The organism is Streptomyces krungchingensis (genome assembly GCF_054729265.1).
On sequence record NZ_JBPUKY010000001.1, the window covers coordinates 4,679,551 to 4,696,797 of the forward strand.

Sequence of the window (17,247 nt, forward strand, 5' to 3'; positions counted from 1 at the left end):
GGGAACCACGGGTGCCGTCCGCGCGCAACGCCTACCCTCATAGGGCGCCCCTCGTCCCCGTGACCCCCGGGGCCCCGCACAGGACCCGACTAGGACCTCATCCGTGGCTGGACGATTCACTCCTCGGCCGACGCGTACGACGGTGCGCGGCGGACACGTCGCCGTACCCCACGGCATGCCCCGGCAGAGCGCCGGGCCCGTGCGCAGCCGGACCTGGACGCCGCCCGGACCGCTCGACCTCGGGCTCGTGCTCGGGCCGCTGCGGCGCGGGCCCGCCGATCCGACGTTCCGGACGACGCCCGACGGCTCCGTGTGGCGGGCCACCCGCACACCCGCCGGGCCGGGGACGCTCCGGGTCTCCCTGCGCGGCACCGAGGCGCGGGGCGAGGCGTGGGGGCCGGGCGCCGAATGGCTGCTCGACCGGCTCCCCGACCTGCTCGGCGCCTCCGACGACCCCGACGCGTTCGAGCCGCGCCACCGGCTGCTCGCCCACACCCACCACCGGCGGCCGGGACTGCGGCTGACGCGCACCGGGCTCGTGATGGAGTCGCTGATCCCGTCCGTGCTCGAACAGAAGGTCACCACCGACGAGGCGTACCGGGCCTGGCGGCTGCTCGTACGGAAGTACGGGGAGCCGGCGCCGGGGCCCGCGCCGGAGCGGATGTACGTCATGCCCGCGCCGCGGACCTGGGCGTTGATCCCCTCCTGGGAATGGCATCGCGCCGGGGTGGACAACAAGAGGGCCTCGACGATCCTGCGGGCCGTGCGGGTCGCGGCGCGGCTGGAGGAGGCGGTGTCCTTCGAGCCGGTGCGGGCCCAGGAACGGCTGGAGCTGGTGTCCGGGATCGGGCCGTGGACCTCCGCGGAGGTCGTGCAGCGCAGTCATGGCGCGGCGGACTCCGTGACCGTGGGGGATCTTCATCTGCCGGGCATCGTGGGGTACGCGCTGGCCGGGGACCGGGATGCGGACGACGCCATGATGCTGTCGCTGCTCGAACCGTATGCGGGGCAGCGGCATCGGGCGGCTCGGTTCATTCTGTTGTCGGGGCGGGTGCCGGGGCGGCGCGTGCCGAAGATGCCCAAGTGGGACATCGGGCGGCTCTAGTTCGCGCGGGGCTCGCGGCCGGTGGGGGCGCTCGTCCGGCGGGGCTCATCCGTGCGGGGCCCTCTGGTCCGGCGGGGCTCATCCGTGGGGGCTCATCCGTGCGGGGCTCTCTGGTCCGGCGGGGCCCTCTGGCCCGGCAGGGCTCTCCAGTCCGGGGGCCGTGGCTGCGGCTCGGGGCGGTTTTCGCCCCCTCCGCCCCTACCCGTCCCTTGTTTCGGGGCTCTGCCCCGGGCCCCGCCAGGGGGGCTCTGCCCCCTGGACCCCCGCTCCTCAAACGCCGGAGGGGCTGACATGTCCTCGGAAGGGCTGATCGTCCCCGGTGGGGCCGAGTCGGGCTCGGGCCCACCGGGGTGCGAGCGGGGTTACTGGTCCGAGGAGAAGCGGAGCGAGGACGCGGGGATGTGGGCGTCGCACCAGACTCGTACGCCTTGGCGGAGTTCGTTGTCGGGGCCCACCACCGCGCCGTCGCCGATGACGGCCTCGCTGAGGACGGTGCGTTCGCCGATGCGGGCGCGGGCTCCGACGAGGGAGTCGGTGATGATCGCGCCGGGCTCGACGACGGCGCCGGACAGGATCGTGCTGCCCGTGATCCGGGCCCCCTCGCCGACGTACGCGTCGGCGCCGACCACCGTCCCGCCGGTGAGTTTGGCGTCGGCGGCGACCGTGGCCGTGGGCAGGACCAGGCGGTCGCCGCAGCGGCCGGGGACGGCCGGGGAGGGGGCGCGGCCGAGGACGAGGTCCGCCGAGCCGCGTACGAAGGCCTGCGGGGTGCCCAGGTCGAGCCAGTACGTGGAGTCCACCATGCCCTGGAGGTGGGCGCCGGTGGCCAGGAGCTCGGGGAACGTCTCGCGTTCCACGGAGACGGGCCGGCCCTCCGGGATCGTGTCGATGACCGAGCGGCGGAAGACGTACGCCCCCGCGTTGATCTGGTCGGTGACGATCTCCTCGGGCGTCTGGGGCTTTTCGAGGAAGGCGGTGACGCGTCCCGTGGCGTCCGTGGGGACCAGGCCGTATGCCCGCGGGTCGGTCACCCGCGTCAGGTGCAGGGAGACGTCCGCGCCGGTCGTCTCGTGCGTGCGCACCAGGGCGGGGATGTCCAGGCCGGTGAGGATGTCGCCGTTGAAGATCAGCACCGGGTCGCCGGGGGCCGAGTGGAGGCGCGAGGCGACGTTGCGGATGGCGCCGCCCGTGCCGAGCGGCTCCTCCTCCGTGACGTATTCGATGTGGAGGCCCAGCGCGGAACCGTCGCCGAAGTACGGCTCGAACACCTCGGCCAGGTAGGACGTGGCCAGGACGATGTGGTCGACACCGGCCGCTCTCGCCCGCGCCAGCTGGTGTGTGAGGAAGGGGACCCCGGCCGCCGGAACCATGGGCTTGGGGGTGTGCACCGTGAGGGGCCGCAGCCGGGTGCCTTTGCCGCCGACCAGGAGGATCGCTTCTGTCACCTGTCGTCTCTGCTTCCTGCCGGGACCGGCCGAACTGTGTTTCGGCCGGCCAGTGTATGCAGACCGTTGGATGGCGCCTTCGATGGCGGTGCGGTGACCTTCGATGGCCCGGTACGACGTCAGGTGACCTCTGCCGCGCCCGGTGGTGCCCGATGGGCCGTCCCGGGGTGGTCGCGGCTCCTCAAGAATGCTTACCGGCCCTGGTAACGGGCCGCCGCCTTTCTGGCCGAGCCGAGCTTGCCGTAGAGCTTCTTGCCGGGGCAGTCCGTGGCGAACCCGTCACGATGGCCGGAGATCACGTTCAGCCGTACGTTCTTTCCTTTTCGGTAGAGATTGCCACCACCCGACTTCAGGTATGTCTTGCCACGCGGATTGGCCCCGAAGAGGCCGAGCTTCCACGCCGTCAGCTTCGCGATGCCGGTGACCGCGGCGGCGGGCGGCTTGGAACTGTCGAAACTGCCGATCACGGCGATGCCCATGCTGTTGCTGTTGAACCCGAGGGTGTGCGCGCCCATGACGGCCTTCGTCACGCCCCCGGCCCGGCCCTCGTAGATGTTTCCGCACTTGTCGACGAGGAAGTTGTAGCCGATGTCCCGCCAGCCACTGCTCTTGACGTGGTAGCGGTAGATACTGCGGATGACCGAAGGGGCTTGGGAGCAGCTGTAGTTGTTGCCGGACGCCGTGTGGTGCACGAAGGCGGCCTTGACCTTCTTGGTGTAGACGAAGCCGCTCTCGCGCAGGCTCTCGTCGGCGCCCCAGCCGCGCCGGGTGACGATGTGCGGGCGGGCACCGATGTACGGCTTCACGCGCTGCTCGTCCGGGTGGGCGGCGGTGTATTCGAGTTCGGTCCGGCTCTTGGAGAGCGCGGGGATCTCGGTGGCGCCCAGCGGCGCGACGTCGGCGTTGGCGACGGAGGTCGCGAAGCTCTCCCCCGACTGCAGGCCGGTGCGGGCGACCGAGTCGTCCTCGGGAGCGTCGGGGGCCGGTTCGCCGGCGCGTGGCCCCGCGCCCGGGGCGCCGTCGGGCGAGCCGGCCGACCCGGCGCCGAGGGCGTGCGACACGGCGCCCGCCAGCTCGCCGAGCGCGTCCACTCCCGCGCGTACGCCGTCCCGGACGCCGTCCGCGGACGCGCCCGTGTCCGCGGGGTCCGCGCCGGGGTCGACGAGTTCGAGGTGCAGGCCCCTGGGAAGCGGGGACTCCCCGGCGGCCGTGGTCCGGTCGTCGGTCTGGGCCTCGACGCGCACCTCGACGCCGTCCGAGTCACCCACCCACAGCGGCGCCGTGGAGCCGTGCAGCCGCACCGACTCACCCTCGGCGGTGTCCGGATCGGCGCCGTGCGTGTTGTGCGTCTCGACGTCCTGCCAGCCGGACCAGTGACCGGTGCCGGTGGCCCGGGTGCGCACCTGGACACGGCCGTGCAGCTCACTGCTCGGGTCGTCCCAGATGACGCCGACCAGCGAGAACGGGCGTACGTTGCGACGGGTGAGCCCCTGCGCGTGAGCGGCGGAGCGGGTGCCGGTGAGCGGCACGAGCGGGAAGGACCGGGTGCTGCCGGGGACGGCGGCCTCGGACGTCCCCGCCGACGGCGCGGCCTGTGCCGGGGTGGGCAGGGCGAGCGGAAGGGCGAGTGCGGCCGCGCATGTGACGCCGACCGAGGAAGCAAGGAATCCACGCATGCCCTTGATCCTGGACAAAGTCATATATATCTGTCCATCGGTGATGTGACGGGCCGTCGGACATACGCTCCCCCGAACCGGTGAAGTGGCGGGGCCGCCCCACGCGCCGCCCCCGCGTACGCTTGCGCGCGTGAACGCCACCGACCGCACCCCCGCCGACCTGCTGCGATCCGCGCTCGCCGCGGACCCCGCGCGCCCCCTGGTGACCTTCTACGACGACGCCACGGGCGAACGTGTCGAACTGTCCGTGGCCACCTTCGCCAATTGGGTGGCCAAGACCGCCAATCTGCTCCAGGACGAGCTGTCCGCCGCGCCCGGCGACCGGGTCGCGCTGCTGCTGCCGGCCCACTGGCAGACGGCCGTGTGGCTGCTCGCCTGCTCGTCCGTGGGCGTGGTCGCGGACGTGGCGGGCGACCCGGCCGCGGCGGACCACGTCGTCGCCGGACCGGGACGGTTCGATGCGGGGCTGGCCTGCTCCGGCGACCGCATCGCCCTCTCGCTCGCGCCGCTGGGCCGCCGCTTCCCGACCCCGCCCGCCGGGTACGCCGACTACGCCGTGGAGGTGCCCACCCAGGGCGACCGCTTCCAGCCGTACGCGCCGGTGGACCCGGAGGAGCCCGCGCTGATCGTCGCCGGGGCCGAGTACACGGGTGCCGAGGTCGTCGAGCGGGCCCGCGCCGACGCCCCCGGGCTCGACCTGACGGGGCCCGGCTCCCGGATCCTGTCGGCGCTGCCCTACGACACCTGGGAGGGCCTCAGCGCCGGGCTGTACGCGGCGCTGTCGACCGGCGGGTCCGTGGTCCTGTGCCGCCATCTGGAGCAGCTCGGCGAGGACGCGCTGGCCAAGCGGATCGAAAGTGAACGGGTGACGGCGACCGCGCGCTGAGGACACCCCGGCGGCGGGCGGGCGCCGGCCGCCGCACGCCTGGGCGCGTCCCCCATTCGGCCTATCAGCGGGACCCCCCGCCCCCCGGGCCGGGACATGGTCGTAGGAGCAGTTCGAACACGACGCTCGACACGTTCGTACGCCATGACTCGACACGCTCGCACGCCTGAGGGGTGGACCCAGCCGTGAACGACAGCGCAGGGACGCCCTCCGGACCGGAGGGGCAGGATCCGGAGGGGTCGCCCACCGGACGCCGAGCAGGACCGGAGCTGGGCGCGTCGCCCACCGGGACCGGTGTCATACGCCGCCGGCGGCGCTGGCTGCGCTGCACGGCGATCGGCGTCGCCGTCGTGCTGCTCGGTGCCGTCGGGGCAGGCTGGGCGGCGTACGAGAAGCTGAACGCGAACATCACGCCGGACGAGGCCGCCGCCGCCGAGCTCGCCCGCTACGAGAAGGAGCGGCCCACCGCGCTGGTGCGGGACGCGCAGAACATCCTGCTGATCGGTTCGGACTCGCGCTCGGGCGACGGGAACGGGAAGTACGGCCGGGACTCCGGGACCGAGCGGTCGGACACCACGATCCTGCTGCATCTCGCGGCGGACCGGCGCAGCGCGACGGCGGTCTCGCTGCCCCGCGACCTGATGGTGGACGTGCCGAGCTGCCGGCGACCGGACGGCACCCGCACCCAGCCCATGTTCGCGATGTTCAACTACGCCTTCGAGGTGGGCGGTTCGGCGTGCACGATCCGCACCGTCGAGAAGCTCACGGACATCCGCATCGACCACCACATGGTCATCGACTTCCACGGCTTCAAGGACATGGTCGACGCCGTCGACGGGGTCGAGGTGTGCCTGAAGGAGCCCATCACCGACAAGGACGCCAAGCTGAAGCTGCCCGCCGGCAAGGTCGAGCTCGACGGCGAACAGGCCCTCGGCTACGTGCGCGCCCGCAAGAGCATCGGCAACGGCAGCGACACCGACCGCATGGACCGCCAGCAGCGCTTCCTGGGCGCGCTCGTCAACAAGGTGCGCAGCAATGACGTCCTGCTCAATCCCGCGAAGCTGTACCCCGTCCTCGACGCGGCCACCTCGTCGCTCACGACGGACCCCGGCCTCGCGAGCCTGCGCGGGCTGTACGACCTGGTCCGGGGCATGCGCAACATCCCCACGGAGCACATGCAGTTCCTGACGGTGCCGCGGACGTCGTACTCCGGCAACGCCAATCGCGACCAGCTCGTGCAGCCCGCGGCGCGGGAGCTCTTCAGCCGGCTGCGCTCGGACACGCCCGTGGAGGTCTCGAAGGACCTGCCCGAGGACGCCGCCCAACTTGCAGGGAAAAAGGGAGTGAAGACCACTTCGTCCCAAATCTCCTGCTCCTGCCCCGCGTCCGATGACAATGCGGAGTCGGACGGCGACGACAAGTCGATGGGAATCCCGGCGGGCGACTCCACCGGCAGCCCGAAACCCGTGCCGACTTTCCGGGGGAACACGGCGGCGGAGGACGCCTGCGGGTAAAGCGCACACCAAGCCGGGGAACTGTTGCGCTAAGAAGTCTCTGAGAAATGGGGCGGATTGCCCGCTTGTAGGGAAGTTGAATTTGTCACGGCCGTCGCTCCACGCTGAACTGGGCGGATAGTGTGAGCGATCCGGTGCACCCGGCCACGAGGTCCGTCCTGGAGGTCGCGCACTGCTTGACCAGACCCGAGCGCCTTTTGAGGGGGGAAGGCGCCGCGTGGCCCCGACGGAGGATTCAGACAACCGTGGACGCGCAAGGCCGTGGGCGGGCGGACAACATCGACCCCGCAGACCAGTGGGTACTCAACCCGAACACCGGCGAATACGAACTGCGACTGAGCCCTTCCGGACCGCAGTCGGGAGTGCCCCGGCCGCGGAGGGGTTCTCCTTCGGGAGCGCGCGCCCGCACCGCACCGGGGCGTGACCGCGAGGCGCCGGGCCGGTCCCGCGAGGCGCCGGGCACCGACGTGCCCGGCCCGCGGCGACGGCGTGCGGAGCCCCCGGAGCCCGCTCCGGGACGCCGGCGTTCGCGCACGCAGCGCAAGCCGAAGAAGTCGAAGGCGAAAAAGATACTGTTGTGGACCGGCGGCACCATGGCCTTCGTGCTGGTGGGTGTCTCGGCCGCCGCCTACGCCTACCTCAAGCACCTCGAGGGCAACGTCAACACGACGGACATCGGCAGCTCGGGCAAGAGCGGCTTCAGCAAGGACGACGCCTTCAACATCCTGATCATCGGTACGGACAAGCGCACCGGTAAGGGCAACGAGGGCTACGGCGACAAGGGCAGCGTCGGTCACGCCGACACCAACATCCTGCTGCACGTCTCCAAGGACCGGACGAACGCGACCGCGATGAGCATTCCGCGCGACCTCATCGTCGACGTCCCGGAGTGCAGGACGAAGCAGCCCGACGGCACCGAGAAGGTCATCAAGGGCACGGACGACGTCCGCTTCAACACGAGCCTCGGACAGTACGACCGCAACCCGGGCTGCACGATGGACACGGTCAAGGCGGTCACCGGCATCACGGTCGACCACTTCATGATGGCCGACTTCAACGCGGTGAAGACGCTGACCAGCGCGGTCGGCGGCGTCAACGTGTGTCTGGCCAAGGACGTCAACGACCCCGACTCGCACCTCAAGCTCTCCAAGGGCGAGCACACGATCGAGGGCGAGCAGGCCCTCGCCTTCGTGCGCACCCGGCACAGCTTCGGCAACCAGGGCGACCTGGACCGCATCAAGGTGCAGCAGCAGTTCCTGGGCTCCCTGATGCGCAAGATGAGCTCCAGCGACACCCTCACCAGCCCCACCAAGCTGGTCAAGCTGGCCGAGGCCGCCACCAAGGCGCTGACCGTGGACACCGGCATCGGCAAGGTGAGCACGCTCAAGGACATGGCACTGGAGCTGAAGAAGGTGCCGACGAAGAACATCTCGTTCACCACGGTGCCGGTGCTCGACAACCCCGCGGACGGTGTCGTCCACAAGACGGTGATCGTGAACCCGACCACGGGTCCCGAGGTCTTCGACGCCATCAAGAACGACGTGTCGTTCACCGCGGTGAAGCAGAAGGAGAAGAAGGAGAAGGCCTCGGTGGCCGCCCGCCTCAAGGGCTCCCGGTCCGCCGCCGCCGACATCCGCGTGGACATCTACAACGGCGGTGCCGCCGGCGGCTCCGCACAGGAAACTCTTAACTGGCTGCAGAATGATAAGGGCGTGCTCAAGGCCAGCCAGCTCGGAAACGCAGAGGAAACACTGAGCAGGACGACCCTGGAGTACTCTCCCGACCAGGCCGACCAGGCACGCAAACTGGCGGATCTCATGGGGTTGCCCGCTTCCGCGATGAAGCCGGGCGAGAGCGAGAAGAACTCACAGGGTCTGCCCGCGATCGTGCTGACCCTGGGCAAGGACTTCAAGGGTGCCGGGGTGCCGCTGACGGCTCCGACGAAGGCACCCGAGGTGGACAAGTCCACCGCGGACAAGACGGTGTGCGCCAGCTGATGACCTGACGGGTCCGTCAAGCGTCTAACAGGACGCGAGACGTGTGCGACCGGACGTGAGAAGTGCCCCGCCGGGCCAGGGAAGTGCCCGGCGGGGCAGGGGGAACGTCCGGACGGGCACGGGACGGACCCGTTTGTCAGGCGCAGGGTGGGGAGGGGCAAGGAGATGGCGCAGAGCAGTGTGCGTGGGGAGGGAACACGACCACGCGTCCGGCGAGCCGGCGAACCCGGCTGGGACGACAGTCTGTACGAGGAGAACGGCGAGCGCGTTCAAACGGCCGGCGACAAGGGGAGTCGTACGGCCGACGACACGGCACCGCGGACTCAGGGCAGACACGGCGGCGGCGGTGCCGGCCGCCGGCACGGGGGCGGGGGGCGCCCGCGACGCCGGCGTCGCATACTGCGCTGGTCGGCCACGGTCCTGGCCCTGCTGATACTCGGCACGGCCGGCGCCGGTTACCTCTACTACCGGCATCTGAACGCCAACATCAAGAAGGACGACCTCAACATCGGCGACGAGAAGGACCGCGCCGCCAAGGCCAAGCCGAACGCGGCGGGCCAGACACCGCTGAACATCCTGCTGATCGGTTCGGACGCGCGGGACTCCACCGAGAACCAGAAGCTCGGCGGCGCCAAGGACACCTTCGGCGCGGCACCCCGCGCGGACGTCCAGATGCTGCTCCACGTCTCCGCGGACCGCAGCAACATGTCGGTGGTCAGCATGCCGCGCGACACCCTGCTGAAGATGCCCAAGTGCACCGACCCGGACACCGAGAAGACGTACGCCGCGAGCACCTCGCTGGTGATGACGAACGACTCGCTGGGCCGCGGCGGCCCCGGCTGCACGGTCGCCACCTGGGAGAAGCTGACCGACATCCACATCGACCACTTCATGATGGTCGACTTCGCGGGTGTGGTGTCCATGGCCGACGCCATCGGCGGCGTGCCGGTCTGCGTGGACGCCAACATCTACTCGCACACCTCCAGCGGGCACGGCTCCGGTCTGAAGCTGGAGGAGGGCACCACGTCCATCAAGGGCAAGCAGGCCCTCCAGTGGCTGCGGACGCGGTACGGCTTCGAGGACGGCAGCGACATCGGCCGGACCAAGGCCCAGCACATGTACATGAACTCGATGGTCCGCCAGCTGCGGGAGAACGCCACCCTCAGCAACCCCAACAAGCTCCGCAAGCTCGCCGAGACCGCCACCAGCGCGCTGACCGTCGACGACGGCCTCGGCACGGTGTCGAAGCTGTACGACCTCAGCAAGGAGCTGAAGAAGGTCCCGACGGACCGCATCACCATGACCACGATGCCGTGGGTGTACTCCTCCGACGGCAACCGGGTGCTGCCCAAGCCGACGGACGCGGCGAAGCTGTTCCGGCTGGTCCGCGAGGACATCGCGCTGGACGGCAAGGACAAGAAGAAGAAAACCGAGGAGAAGACCTCGTCGGACCCGGCCGCCGCGGACGACCAGATCGGCGTGACGGTGCAGAACGGGACGCGGACCTCGACGCTGGCCCCGGTCGGCGGGCGCGCGAGCGCGATCGCCCAGCAGCTCACCGGCAAGGGCTTCACGCAGGCGCGCGCCGACACGACGACGGCGACCGCCGAGGCGACCACCGTCATCCGCTACCCGACCGCGGACCTGGAGGGTGACGCCCTGCGGCTCGCCAAGGCCCTCGGGATTCCGTCGAGCGCGGTGGAGAAGTCGACGCAGGTCTCCGGCATCACCCTGGTCGTCGGCGCCGACTGGCGCTCGGGCACCGCGTACAAGGCGGCCGAGGACGACGACAAGACACCGAAGTCGGCCGACGCCCTCAACGGCTCGGACACCTCGGCCTGCATGCACGTCGACCCGGACTACACCTGGCAGTCGTAGCAGCACACGCGAACAGGGCCCCTCCCGCTGCCGGGAGGGGCCCTGTTCGTGTGCGTGAGGGCTCAGCGGGAGCCGAGCACCGCCGGGCGGCGGGACGCGATGACCTTCTTGGCCAGCGCCTTCGGGCTGGTGAGGAAGCCCCAGCCCCACGACATGTGCATGGTGGCGAGGGCGACGGGGATCTGCGCCCGGGCCTTCAGCGGGAGGCCCTTGCCGGCCGGCAGCGAGCCGAGCGTGATGGCGGCGAGGTAGCCGGCGGGGACGACGAAGCCCCAGGGGGTCAGTGCCGCGCCCACGACCAGGCCCGCCGCTATCGCGCACACCGCGGTCGGCGGCGCGAGGTAGCGCAGGTTGATGGAGCCCTCGTGGTAACGCGCGACGACGTGCCGCCAGCGCCCGTAGTCCTTGTACTGCTTGGCGAGCGCCTTCACGGAGGGCCGCGGCCGGTAGGACACGCGCAGCTCGGGCGAGAACCAGATGAGGCCGCCCGCCTCCCGGATCCGGAAGTTCAGCTCCCAGTCCTGGGCGCGGATGAACTCCTCGTTGTAGCCGCCCTGCTGCTCCAGCGCCTCGCGCCGGAAGACACCGAGGTACACGGTCTCGGCGGGAGCGGCGTCGCCGCCCGTGTGGAAGGCGGCGTTCCCGACACCGATCTTCGAGGTCATCGCGGCGGCGACCGCGTGCTCCCAGTCGTTCTCGCCCTCGGCGTGCATGATGCCGCCGACGTTCTGCGCGCCGGTCTCCTCCAGGAGGCGCACGGCGGTCGCGATGTAGTTCGGCGACAGGATGCCGTGGCCGTCGACACGCACCACGACGGGGTGCCGCGACGCCTTGATCGCGGCGTTCAGGGCGGCGGGGGTACGGCCGGTCGGGTTCGGCACGGTGTGCACCCGCGGGTCGTCCCGCACCAGCTCGGCGGCGATCTCGTCCGTCCGGTCCGTGGAGGGACCGAGGGCGATCACCACCTCCATCTCGCCGTCGTACTGCTGCGCCAGGATCGCTTGGACGGCCCCGCGCAGATGCCGCTCCTCGTCGAGGACGGGCATGATCACAGACACGGCGGGGGACCGCACGTCAGACTTCTCGCTCATCGGACGTCACGTTACCGCGAATGGGGGACACGGGCGCGCGCCGCCCGGCCTAAGGCGCGGGCCGCAGATCGTATCGGCCTACGGTGCTCACGGATCCCCACGCCCAGGGCCTGCCGGAGGTGTCCCCCTTGCCCACGCCGCGCCGCTCCCCCGCCCGCCCGCAGCGCCACCCGCAGCCGCCCCGCGCGCGTAGGCCGGACGTGCGGTCCTCCGGACGGCCCCCGGCGCGGCGCAGGAAGCCGCGCTGGGCCATGCGGATGGCGACGACCCTGTCCGTGGTGGTCCTCGCCTCGGCGGGCATCGGGCACGCGGTGGTCACCAGCCTCGACGAGGACATCGCCCGCGTCGACCCCTTCAGGGACATGAAGAACCGGCCCGAGGCGGGCCACGGCATGAACGTGCTGCTGGTCGGCACCGACGGCCGGGACAAGATCACGGAGACGGAGCGGCGCAGGTACCGGCTCGGTGGCGCGCCGTGCCACTGCACCGACACGATCATGATCGTGCACATCTCGGAGGACCGGGAGCGGGCCAGCGTGGTCAGCCTGCCGCGCGACTCCTACGCCGAGACGCCGGCGCACACCGACGAGACCACCGGCAAGCGGCACGGCCCGCACCCGCTCAAGCTCAACGCCGCGTACGCGGAGGGCGGCCCGAACCTGACCGTGCGCACGGTCGAGAACATGACCCGCGTGAAGATCGACCACTATCTGGAGGTCGACTTCACCAGCTTCATGAAGACGGTGGACGTGCTGGGCGGCGTCCGGGTCTGCACCACACAGCCGCTGAAGGACTCGTACACGGGTCTCGACCTGCCGGCGGGCTCGCACCTGCTGAACGGCGGGCAGGCGCTCCAGTACGTACGCGCCCGGCATGTCGACGGGGCGTCGGACCTCGGCCGGATGCAGCGCCAGCAGCGCTTCCTCGCGGCGCTGGTCGAGCAGGCCACGTCGTCCGGGGTGCTGATGAACCCGATGAAGTTCCGCAACGTGACCCGGGCCGTGCTCGGCTCGGTCCGTGCGGACAAGGGCTTCGGCACGGACGAGCTCCTCGACCTCGGCCGGGCCATGCGGAACTTCTCCCCCTCCTCGTCCGAGTTCACCACCGTGCCGATCGGGCAGATGGGATACGTCGTCAAGGGCATCGGCTCGACCCTGAAGTGGGACGGGGCGAAGTCGCGGAAGCTGTTCACGGCGCTGCGCGACGACAAGCCGCTCTCGACGCCCCGGCCGCGCCGGTCCGAGGCGCGGCGGGTCGACGTGGCGCCGCAGCAGATCCAGGTCCAGGTGGAGAACGGGACGGGCACGGCGGGCCTCGGCAAGCGCCTCGACAGCGCGCTCGCGTCCACCGGGTTCCGCACCACGCGTCGGCCCACCAACGCCGCGGACCGGACCGCCCGGCGCACCGTCGTCTCCTACGACCCCCGCTGGGACCGCTCGGCGAAGTCGCTGGCGGCCGCGCTGCCCGGTGCCGAGCTGCGCGAGGTCAAGGGGCAGGGCGCGGTGCTGAAGGTGACCGCCGGATCGGACTTCGAGAAGGTGAAGCGGGTGCGGGCGGACGACCCGTACCAGGGCGAGTTCGGGGCGACGACGGGCGACCAGGTGGTGTGTCCGTGACCCCCGCGCGGGGGCCGTCCCGGATCCGGCGGGCCGGAGACCGGGCCGGAGGGCGGGCGGCTCCGTAGAAGGGGTGGGGACGGTCAGTCGTCGAGGCCCTCGGCGGCCCGCTTCTCACGGAGCTCCATGATCGCCCTGCGGCGGGCGAGCCGGTGGGTGCGGCGGATCTGCGCCTCCTGGTAGCGCCGCTCGTCGCGCTCGGTCTCCGGGAGCACCGGGGGTACCCGCCGGGGCTTGCCGTCGGCGTCGACGGCGGCGAACACGAGATAGGCCGAGCCGACCTGCTGGGGTGGCGTGGACTCGTTCCAACGCTCGGCGAGGACGCGGACGCCCACCTCCATCGAGGTACGACCGGTCCAGTTCACCTGAGCCTTCACATGGACGAGGTCGCCCACGCGGACGGGCTCCAGGAAGGCCATCTCGTCCATGGAGGCGGTGACGGCGGGCCCGCCGGAGTGCCGCCCGGCCACCGCGCCCGCCGCGTCGTCGACGAGCTTCATGATCACGCCACCGTGCACCGTTCCCAGAAGGTTGGTGTCGTTGTGGGTCATGATGTGGCTGAGGGTGGTCCGCGACGCGGATGTCGGCTTGCCCGGAATATCGGATTCCGGGTTGGGGGCCTGGTTCGTCATGGCGTCCACCTTATGCCGCGCCGCGCAAGGGGTTGCTTTGCATCAGCTCTGCAACAGGCGTGACCCAGATCTCCCCCGTCTCTTGTAAGACACACCGTGCGGCCCTGCACACTGGTCCGCATGAACGATTGGCCCGACGCGTGGTCCGACGAGAACCGCGGCAACCGCTACGGACGCGGCAGCGCAGGCGCTCAGCCCGAGAGCGCCCGCGTCATGCGGCAGGTCCGGCGCGGCCCCGCCGCCCCGTCCTACGGTGTGCCCCAGCAGCCGACGTATGTCGACGGGCAGGGGTACGACGACGGATACGGCGGAGGCGGTCACGACGACGGCTACGACTCCGGGTACAACTCGGGCCAGGTCTACGGCGGGAACCCCGGCGGCCCGCAGGGCCCCGGCGGGCCCGGCAGGCCCGCGCCGAACTGGCGGCGCCGGATCAAGTGGACCGCGATCACGCTGGTCACGCTGCTGATCGTGGTCTCCGTCGGCACGTACTTCTGGGCCGACTCCAAGCTCCACCGTGACGTGGATCTCTCGAAGGTCATCGACCGGCCCGAGGCCGGCGAGGGCACGAACTACCTGATCGTCGGCTCCGACAGCCGTGCCGGCATGACCTCCGAGCAGAAGAAGAAGCTGCACACCGGGTCCGCCGAGGGCAAGCGCACGGACTCGATGATGATCCTGCACACCGGTGACAACGGGTCCACGCTGGTCTCCCTGCCGCGTGACTCCAACGTGGAGATACCGACCTACAAGGGCTCCGACTCCGGCAAGACCTACCAGGGCACCGGCCGGCAGACGAAGCTGAACGCGGCGTACGCGGAGGACGGCCCGGAGCTGCTCGTCCGCACCGTCGAGTACAACACCGGCCTGCACATCGACCACTACGTGGAGATCGGCTTCGCGGGCTTCGCGAACATCGTCGACGCGGTCGGCGGAGTCGAGATGAACCTCGACAAGGGCTTCAAGGACAAGTACTCCGGCGCCGACTTCCAGGCGGGCAAGCAGACCCTCAACGGCGAGCAGGCCCTCGCCTTCGTCCGCACCCGGCACGCCTTCGCGGCGTCGGACCTGGAGCGCACGAAGAACCAGCAGAAGTTCCTGTCGGCCCTGGCCCACCAGGTCGCGACCCCGTCGACGGTCCTGAACCCGTTCAAGCTGTACCCGACCATGAGCGCGGGCCTGGACAGCCTCACCGTCGACAAGGACATGAGCCTGTGGGACCTGGCCGACATGTTCTGGGCGATGAAGGGCGTCACCGGCGGTGACGGCAAGTCCATGAACATGCCGATCTCCGGCTCGGCGAACGGCAACCTCGTCTGGGACAAGGCGAAGGTGAAGACGCTGGTGAGCCAGCTCAAGAACGACGAGAAGGTCACGGTCTCGGGGAACTGAGCCGGTCCACGGCCGTTCCTCCCGGACGCACGACTGGGCCCCGCCGATCCGTTCGGCGGGGCCCAGTCGTGTCCGGGGTCCCGACGGCCCCGCGGGGCCGGGGTGAGTGACCGGAGGGACGGGCGAGGTCACATCGTGGCGCCCGCCATGCTGCGGCACATCTGCGCGCAGCGGCGACAGGACTCGGCGCAGCGCATCATCTGCGGGTCGTCCGGCATGGCCATACACGCCTCGGCGCACATCTCGCACGCCTTGGCGCACATCGCGCACATCTCGGCCGACATGGGCGAGCGGCGCATCATCATGTCCGCGCACATCCGGGTCATCTCGGAGCAGTCCATGAGCGCGCGCATGATCTGCATCTGGGCCTGGCCGCCCATCTGCATGCAGGAGCTCATGGTCTCCTCGCAGACGCCGTGGCAAGCCATGCAGGCCTGCACGCAGTCCTGCATCTCCTTGCTCATGGCCGTCATCGTTCCGGGCTGGTTCATGGTCATGGCTCTGCTCCTGGGCGTGATGGGGCCCGGGGCGGGCCCCGTTCCCTACCGTGGTACGCCCGGCGGGCACCTCGCGCCATCGGGCGGACGCGAACGGTCCGCCCCGTGTGCCGCGTCCGCGAGACGGCGAAAGCCCCCGGAAGCTTCCGGGGGCTTTCGCCGGCGATACGCCGTCCGGCTGTCGGCGACGGCCTCCCGCTACGGAAGGTTGCGGGCCATCACGATGCGCTGGACCTGGTTGGTGCCCTCGTAGATCTGGGTGATCTTGGCGTCGCGCATCATGCGCTCGACCGGGTAGTCACGGGTGTAGCCGTAGCCGCCGAGCAGCTGGACGGCGTCCGTGGTGACCTCCATGGCGACGTCCGAGGCGAAGCACTTGGCGGCCGCACCCAGGTAGGTGAGGTCGGCGTCGCCGCGCTCGGAGGCCGCGGCGGCCTGGTAGGTGAGGGCGCGGGCGGCCGAGATCTTCATGGCCATGTCGGCCAGCATGAACTGGATGCCCTGGAAGTCGGCGATCGGCTTGCCGAACTGCTTGCGCTCCTGGACGTAGCCCTTGGCGTAGTCGAGGGCGCCCTGCGCGATGCCGAGGGCCTGCGCCGCGATCGTGATGCGGGTGTGGTCCAGCGTCTTCATCGCGGTGGCGAAGCCGGTGCCCTCCTCGCCGATCATGCGGTCGGCGGGGATACGCACGTTGTCCAGGTAGACCTCGCGCGTCGGGCTGCCCTTGATGCCGAGCTTCTTCTCCGGAGCGCCGAAGGAGACGCCCTCGTCGGACTTCTCGACGACGAACGCGGAGATGCCCCTCGAGCGCTTCGTCGGGTCGGTCACCGCCATGACCGTGTAGTACTCGGAGACGCCCGCGTTGGTGATCCAGCGCTTCACGCCGTTGAGGACGTAGAAGTCCCCGTCGCGGACCGCCTTCGTCTTCATGCCGGCCGCGTCCGAACCCGCGTCGGGCTCGGAGAGGCAGTACGAGAACATGCCCTCGCCCTTGGCGAGCGGCGCCATGTACTTCTTCTTCAGCTCCTCGGAGCCGGAGATGATGACGGGCAGCGAGCCGAGCTTGTTCACCGCGGGGATCAGCGAGGAGCTCGCGCAGACGCGGGCCACCTCCTCGATCACGATGACCGTGGCGAGCGCGTCGGCACCGGCGCCGCCGTACTCCTCGGGGACGTGCACGGCGTGCAGGTCATTGGCGACCAGGGCGTCGAGCGCCTCCTGCGGGAAACGGGCCTCCTCGTCCACCGCTGCGGCGAACGGCGCGATCTTCGCCTCGGCCAGCGAACGGATCGCGTCCCGGAGCATGTCGTGCTCCTCGGACGGGCGGTACAGGTCGAAATCAGCCGATCCGGCCAAGGTCTCTCACGCTCCAAGGGACGCTGTGATGGTGGCGCTAACTACCGTTAAGTAACCCAAATTTTAGAGCTCCGCCCACGCGAGTGATACGTGAGCTTGGCGACAGGGGGAAAGTGCCCGTGAAAGCGCCCTCCCAAGCCCCGACTATGCTCGGGCGCGCAC

General features: G+C 70.6%; 13 protein-coding genes. 7 read left to right on the forward strand and 6 right to left on the reverse strand.

What is annotated here, in order from left to right; genetic code table 11:
- Positions 1–103 precede the first annotated feature (103 nt).
- Positions 104–1,105 (forward strand): DNA-3-methyladenine glycosylase family protein, encoded by a 1,002-nt coding sequence (locus tag ACSYGO_RS20585; protein ID WP_460387214.1) that lies wholly within the window; start codon positions 104–106, stop codon positions 1,103–1,105.
- Between the two features lie 362 nt (positions 1,106–1,467).
- Here ACSYGO_RS20585 and manB read toward each other — a convergent pair whose 3' ends face one another.
- Both manB and ACSYGO_RS20595 read right to left on the reverse strand, forming a co-directional pair.
- Positions 1,468–2,550 (reverse strand): mannose-1-phosphate guanylyltransferase, encoded by a 1,083-nt coding sequence (manB, locus tag ACSYGO_RS20590; RefSeq protein ID WP_432188261.1) that lies wholly within the window; start codon positions 2,548–2,550, stop codon positions 1,468–1,470.
- 191 nt (positions 2,551–2,741) lie between these two features.
- The gene (locus tag ACSYGO_RS20595; RefSeq protein ID WP_432188260.1) at positions 2,742–4,226 is read right to left on the reverse strand and encodes a peptidoglycan recognition protein family protein; all 1,485 of its coding nucleotides are present in this window, start codon (positions 4,224–4,226) and stop codon (positions 2,742–2,744) included.
- A gap of 130 nt (positions 4,227–4,356) precedes the next feature.
- Between ACSYGO_RS20595 and ACSYGO_RS20600 the strand changes: the two genes are divergently transcribed.
- The 4 genes from ACSYGO_RS20600 (at position 4,357) to ACSYGO_RS20615 (ending at position 10,501) form a co-directional block, all read left to right on the forward strand.
- On the forward strand, positions 4,357–5,112 hold the full coding sequence (locus ACSYGO_RS20600; protein ID WP_426677823.1) for a TIGR03089 family protein: 756 nt from the start codon (positions 4,357–4,359) through the stop codon (positions 5,110–5,112).
- A 185-nt stretch (positions 5,113–5,297) separates the two neighbouring features.
- The gene (locus ACSYGO_RS20605; RefSeq protein WP_432174268.1) at positions 5,298–6,626 is read left to right on the forward strand and encodes an LCP family protein; all 1,329 of its coding nucleotides are present in this window, start codon (positions 5,298–5,300) and stop codon (positions 6,624–6,626) included.
- Between the two features lie 245 nt (positions 6,627–6,871).
- Positions 6,872–8,623: an LCP family glycopolymer transferase gene (locus ACSYGO_RS20610; protein ID WP_432174267.1), complete on the forward strand. Its 1,752-nt coding sequence runs from the start codon at positions 6,872–6,874 to the stop codon at positions 8,621–8,623.
- Between the two features lie 165 nt (positions 8,624–8,788).
- Positions 8,789–10,501, forward strand: a complete 1,713-nt coding sequence (locus ACSYGO_RS20615) for an LCP family protein (protein ID WP_460387215.1) — start codon at positions 8,789–8,791, stop codon at positions 10,499–10,501.
- 62 nt (positions 10,502–10,563) lie between these two features.
- Here the strand turns inward: ACSYGO_RS20615 and ACSYGO_RS20620 are convergent, their stop codons facing one another.
- Entirely contained in the window at positions 10,564–11,592 is a 1,029-nt protein-coding gene (locus tag ACSYGO_RS20620; protein WP_432174265.1) for a glycosyltransferase family 2 protein, read from the reverse strand.
- A 128-nt stretch (positions 11,593–11,720) separates the two neighbouring features.
- Here ACSYGO_RS20620 and ACSYGO_RS20625 point away from each other — a divergent pair, with 128 nt between their 5' ends.
- Complete coding sequence (locus tag ACSYGO_RS20625; RefSeq protein ID WP_460387216.1) at positions 11,721–13,208, forward strand: LCP family protein; 1,488 nt, start codon at positions 11,721–11,723, stop codon at positions 13,206–13,208.
- An 83-nt stretch (positions 13,209–13,291) separates the two neighbouring features.
- Here the strand turns inward: ACSYGO_RS20625 and ACSYGO_RS20630 are convergent, their stop codons facing one another.
- Positions 13,292–13,840 carry an acyl-CoA thioesterase gene (locus ACSYGO_RS20630; protein ID WP_426677817.1) on the reverse strand — a complete coding sequence of 183 codons (549 nt, stop codon included), beginning with the start codon at positions 13,838–13,840 and terminating at the stop codon, positions 13,292–13,294.
- Positions 13,841–13,960: 120 nt separating this feature from the next.
- Between ACSYGO_RS20630 and ACSYGO_RS20635 the strand changes: the two genes are divergently transcribed.
- The gene (locus ACSYGO_RS20635) at positions 13,961–15,232 is read left to right on the forward strand and encodes an LCP family protein (protein WP_426677816.1); all 1,272 of its coding nucleotides are present in this window, start codon (positions 13,961–13,963) and stop codon (positions 15,230–15,232) included.
- Between the two features lie 128 nt (positions 15,233–15,360).
- On the opposite strand, the gene ACSYGO_RS20640 is transcribed toward ACSYGO_RS20635, so the two are convergent.
- Together ACSYGO_RS20640 and ACSYGO_RS20645 are read right to left on the reverse strand one after the other, a co-directional pair.
- Positions 15,361–15,729 (reverse strand): four-helix bundle copper-binding protein, encoded by a 369-nt coding sequence (locus ACSYGO_RS20640; protein WP_095934786.1) that lies wholly within the window; start codon positions 15,727–15,729, stop codon positions 15,361–15,363.
- Between the two features lie 198 nt (positions 15,730–15,927).
- Positions 15,928–17,085, reverse strand: coding sequence for an acyl-CoA dehydrogenase family protein (locus tag ACSYGO_RS20645; RefSeq protein WP_460387217.1), 1,158 nt, complete (start codon positions 17,083–17,085; stop codon positions 15,928–15,930).
- Positions 17,086–17,247 lie beyond the last annotated feature (162 nt).

Bases quoted from the DNA above. Each gene is read 5' to 3' on its own strand.
- ACSYGO_RS20635 (WP_426677816.1), top strand. From the start codon at position 13,961: ATGAACGATTGGCCCGACGCGTGGTCCGACGAGAACCGCGGCAACCGC.
- ACSYGO_RS20595 (WP_432188260.1), bottom strand. From the start codon at position 4,226: ATGCGTGGATTCCTTGCTTCCTCGGTCGGCGTCACATGCGCGGCCGCA.
- ACSYGO_RS20630 (WP_426677817.1), bottom strand. From the start codon at position 13,840: ATGACGAACCAGGCCCCCAACCCGGAATCCGATATTCCGGGCAAGCCG.
- ACSYGO_RS20615 (WP_460387215.1), top strand. From the start codon at position 8,789: ATGGCGCAGAGCAGTGTGCGTGGGGAGGGAACACGACCACGCGTCCGG.
- ACSYGO_RS20620 (WP_432174265.1), bottom strand. From the start codon at position 11,592: ATGAGCGAGAAGTCTGACGTGCGGTCCCCCGCCGTGTCTGTGATCATG.
- ACSYGO_RS20640 (WP_095934786.1), bottom strand. From the start codon at position 15,729: ATGACCATGAACCAGCCCGGAACGATGACGGCCATGAGCAAGGAGATG.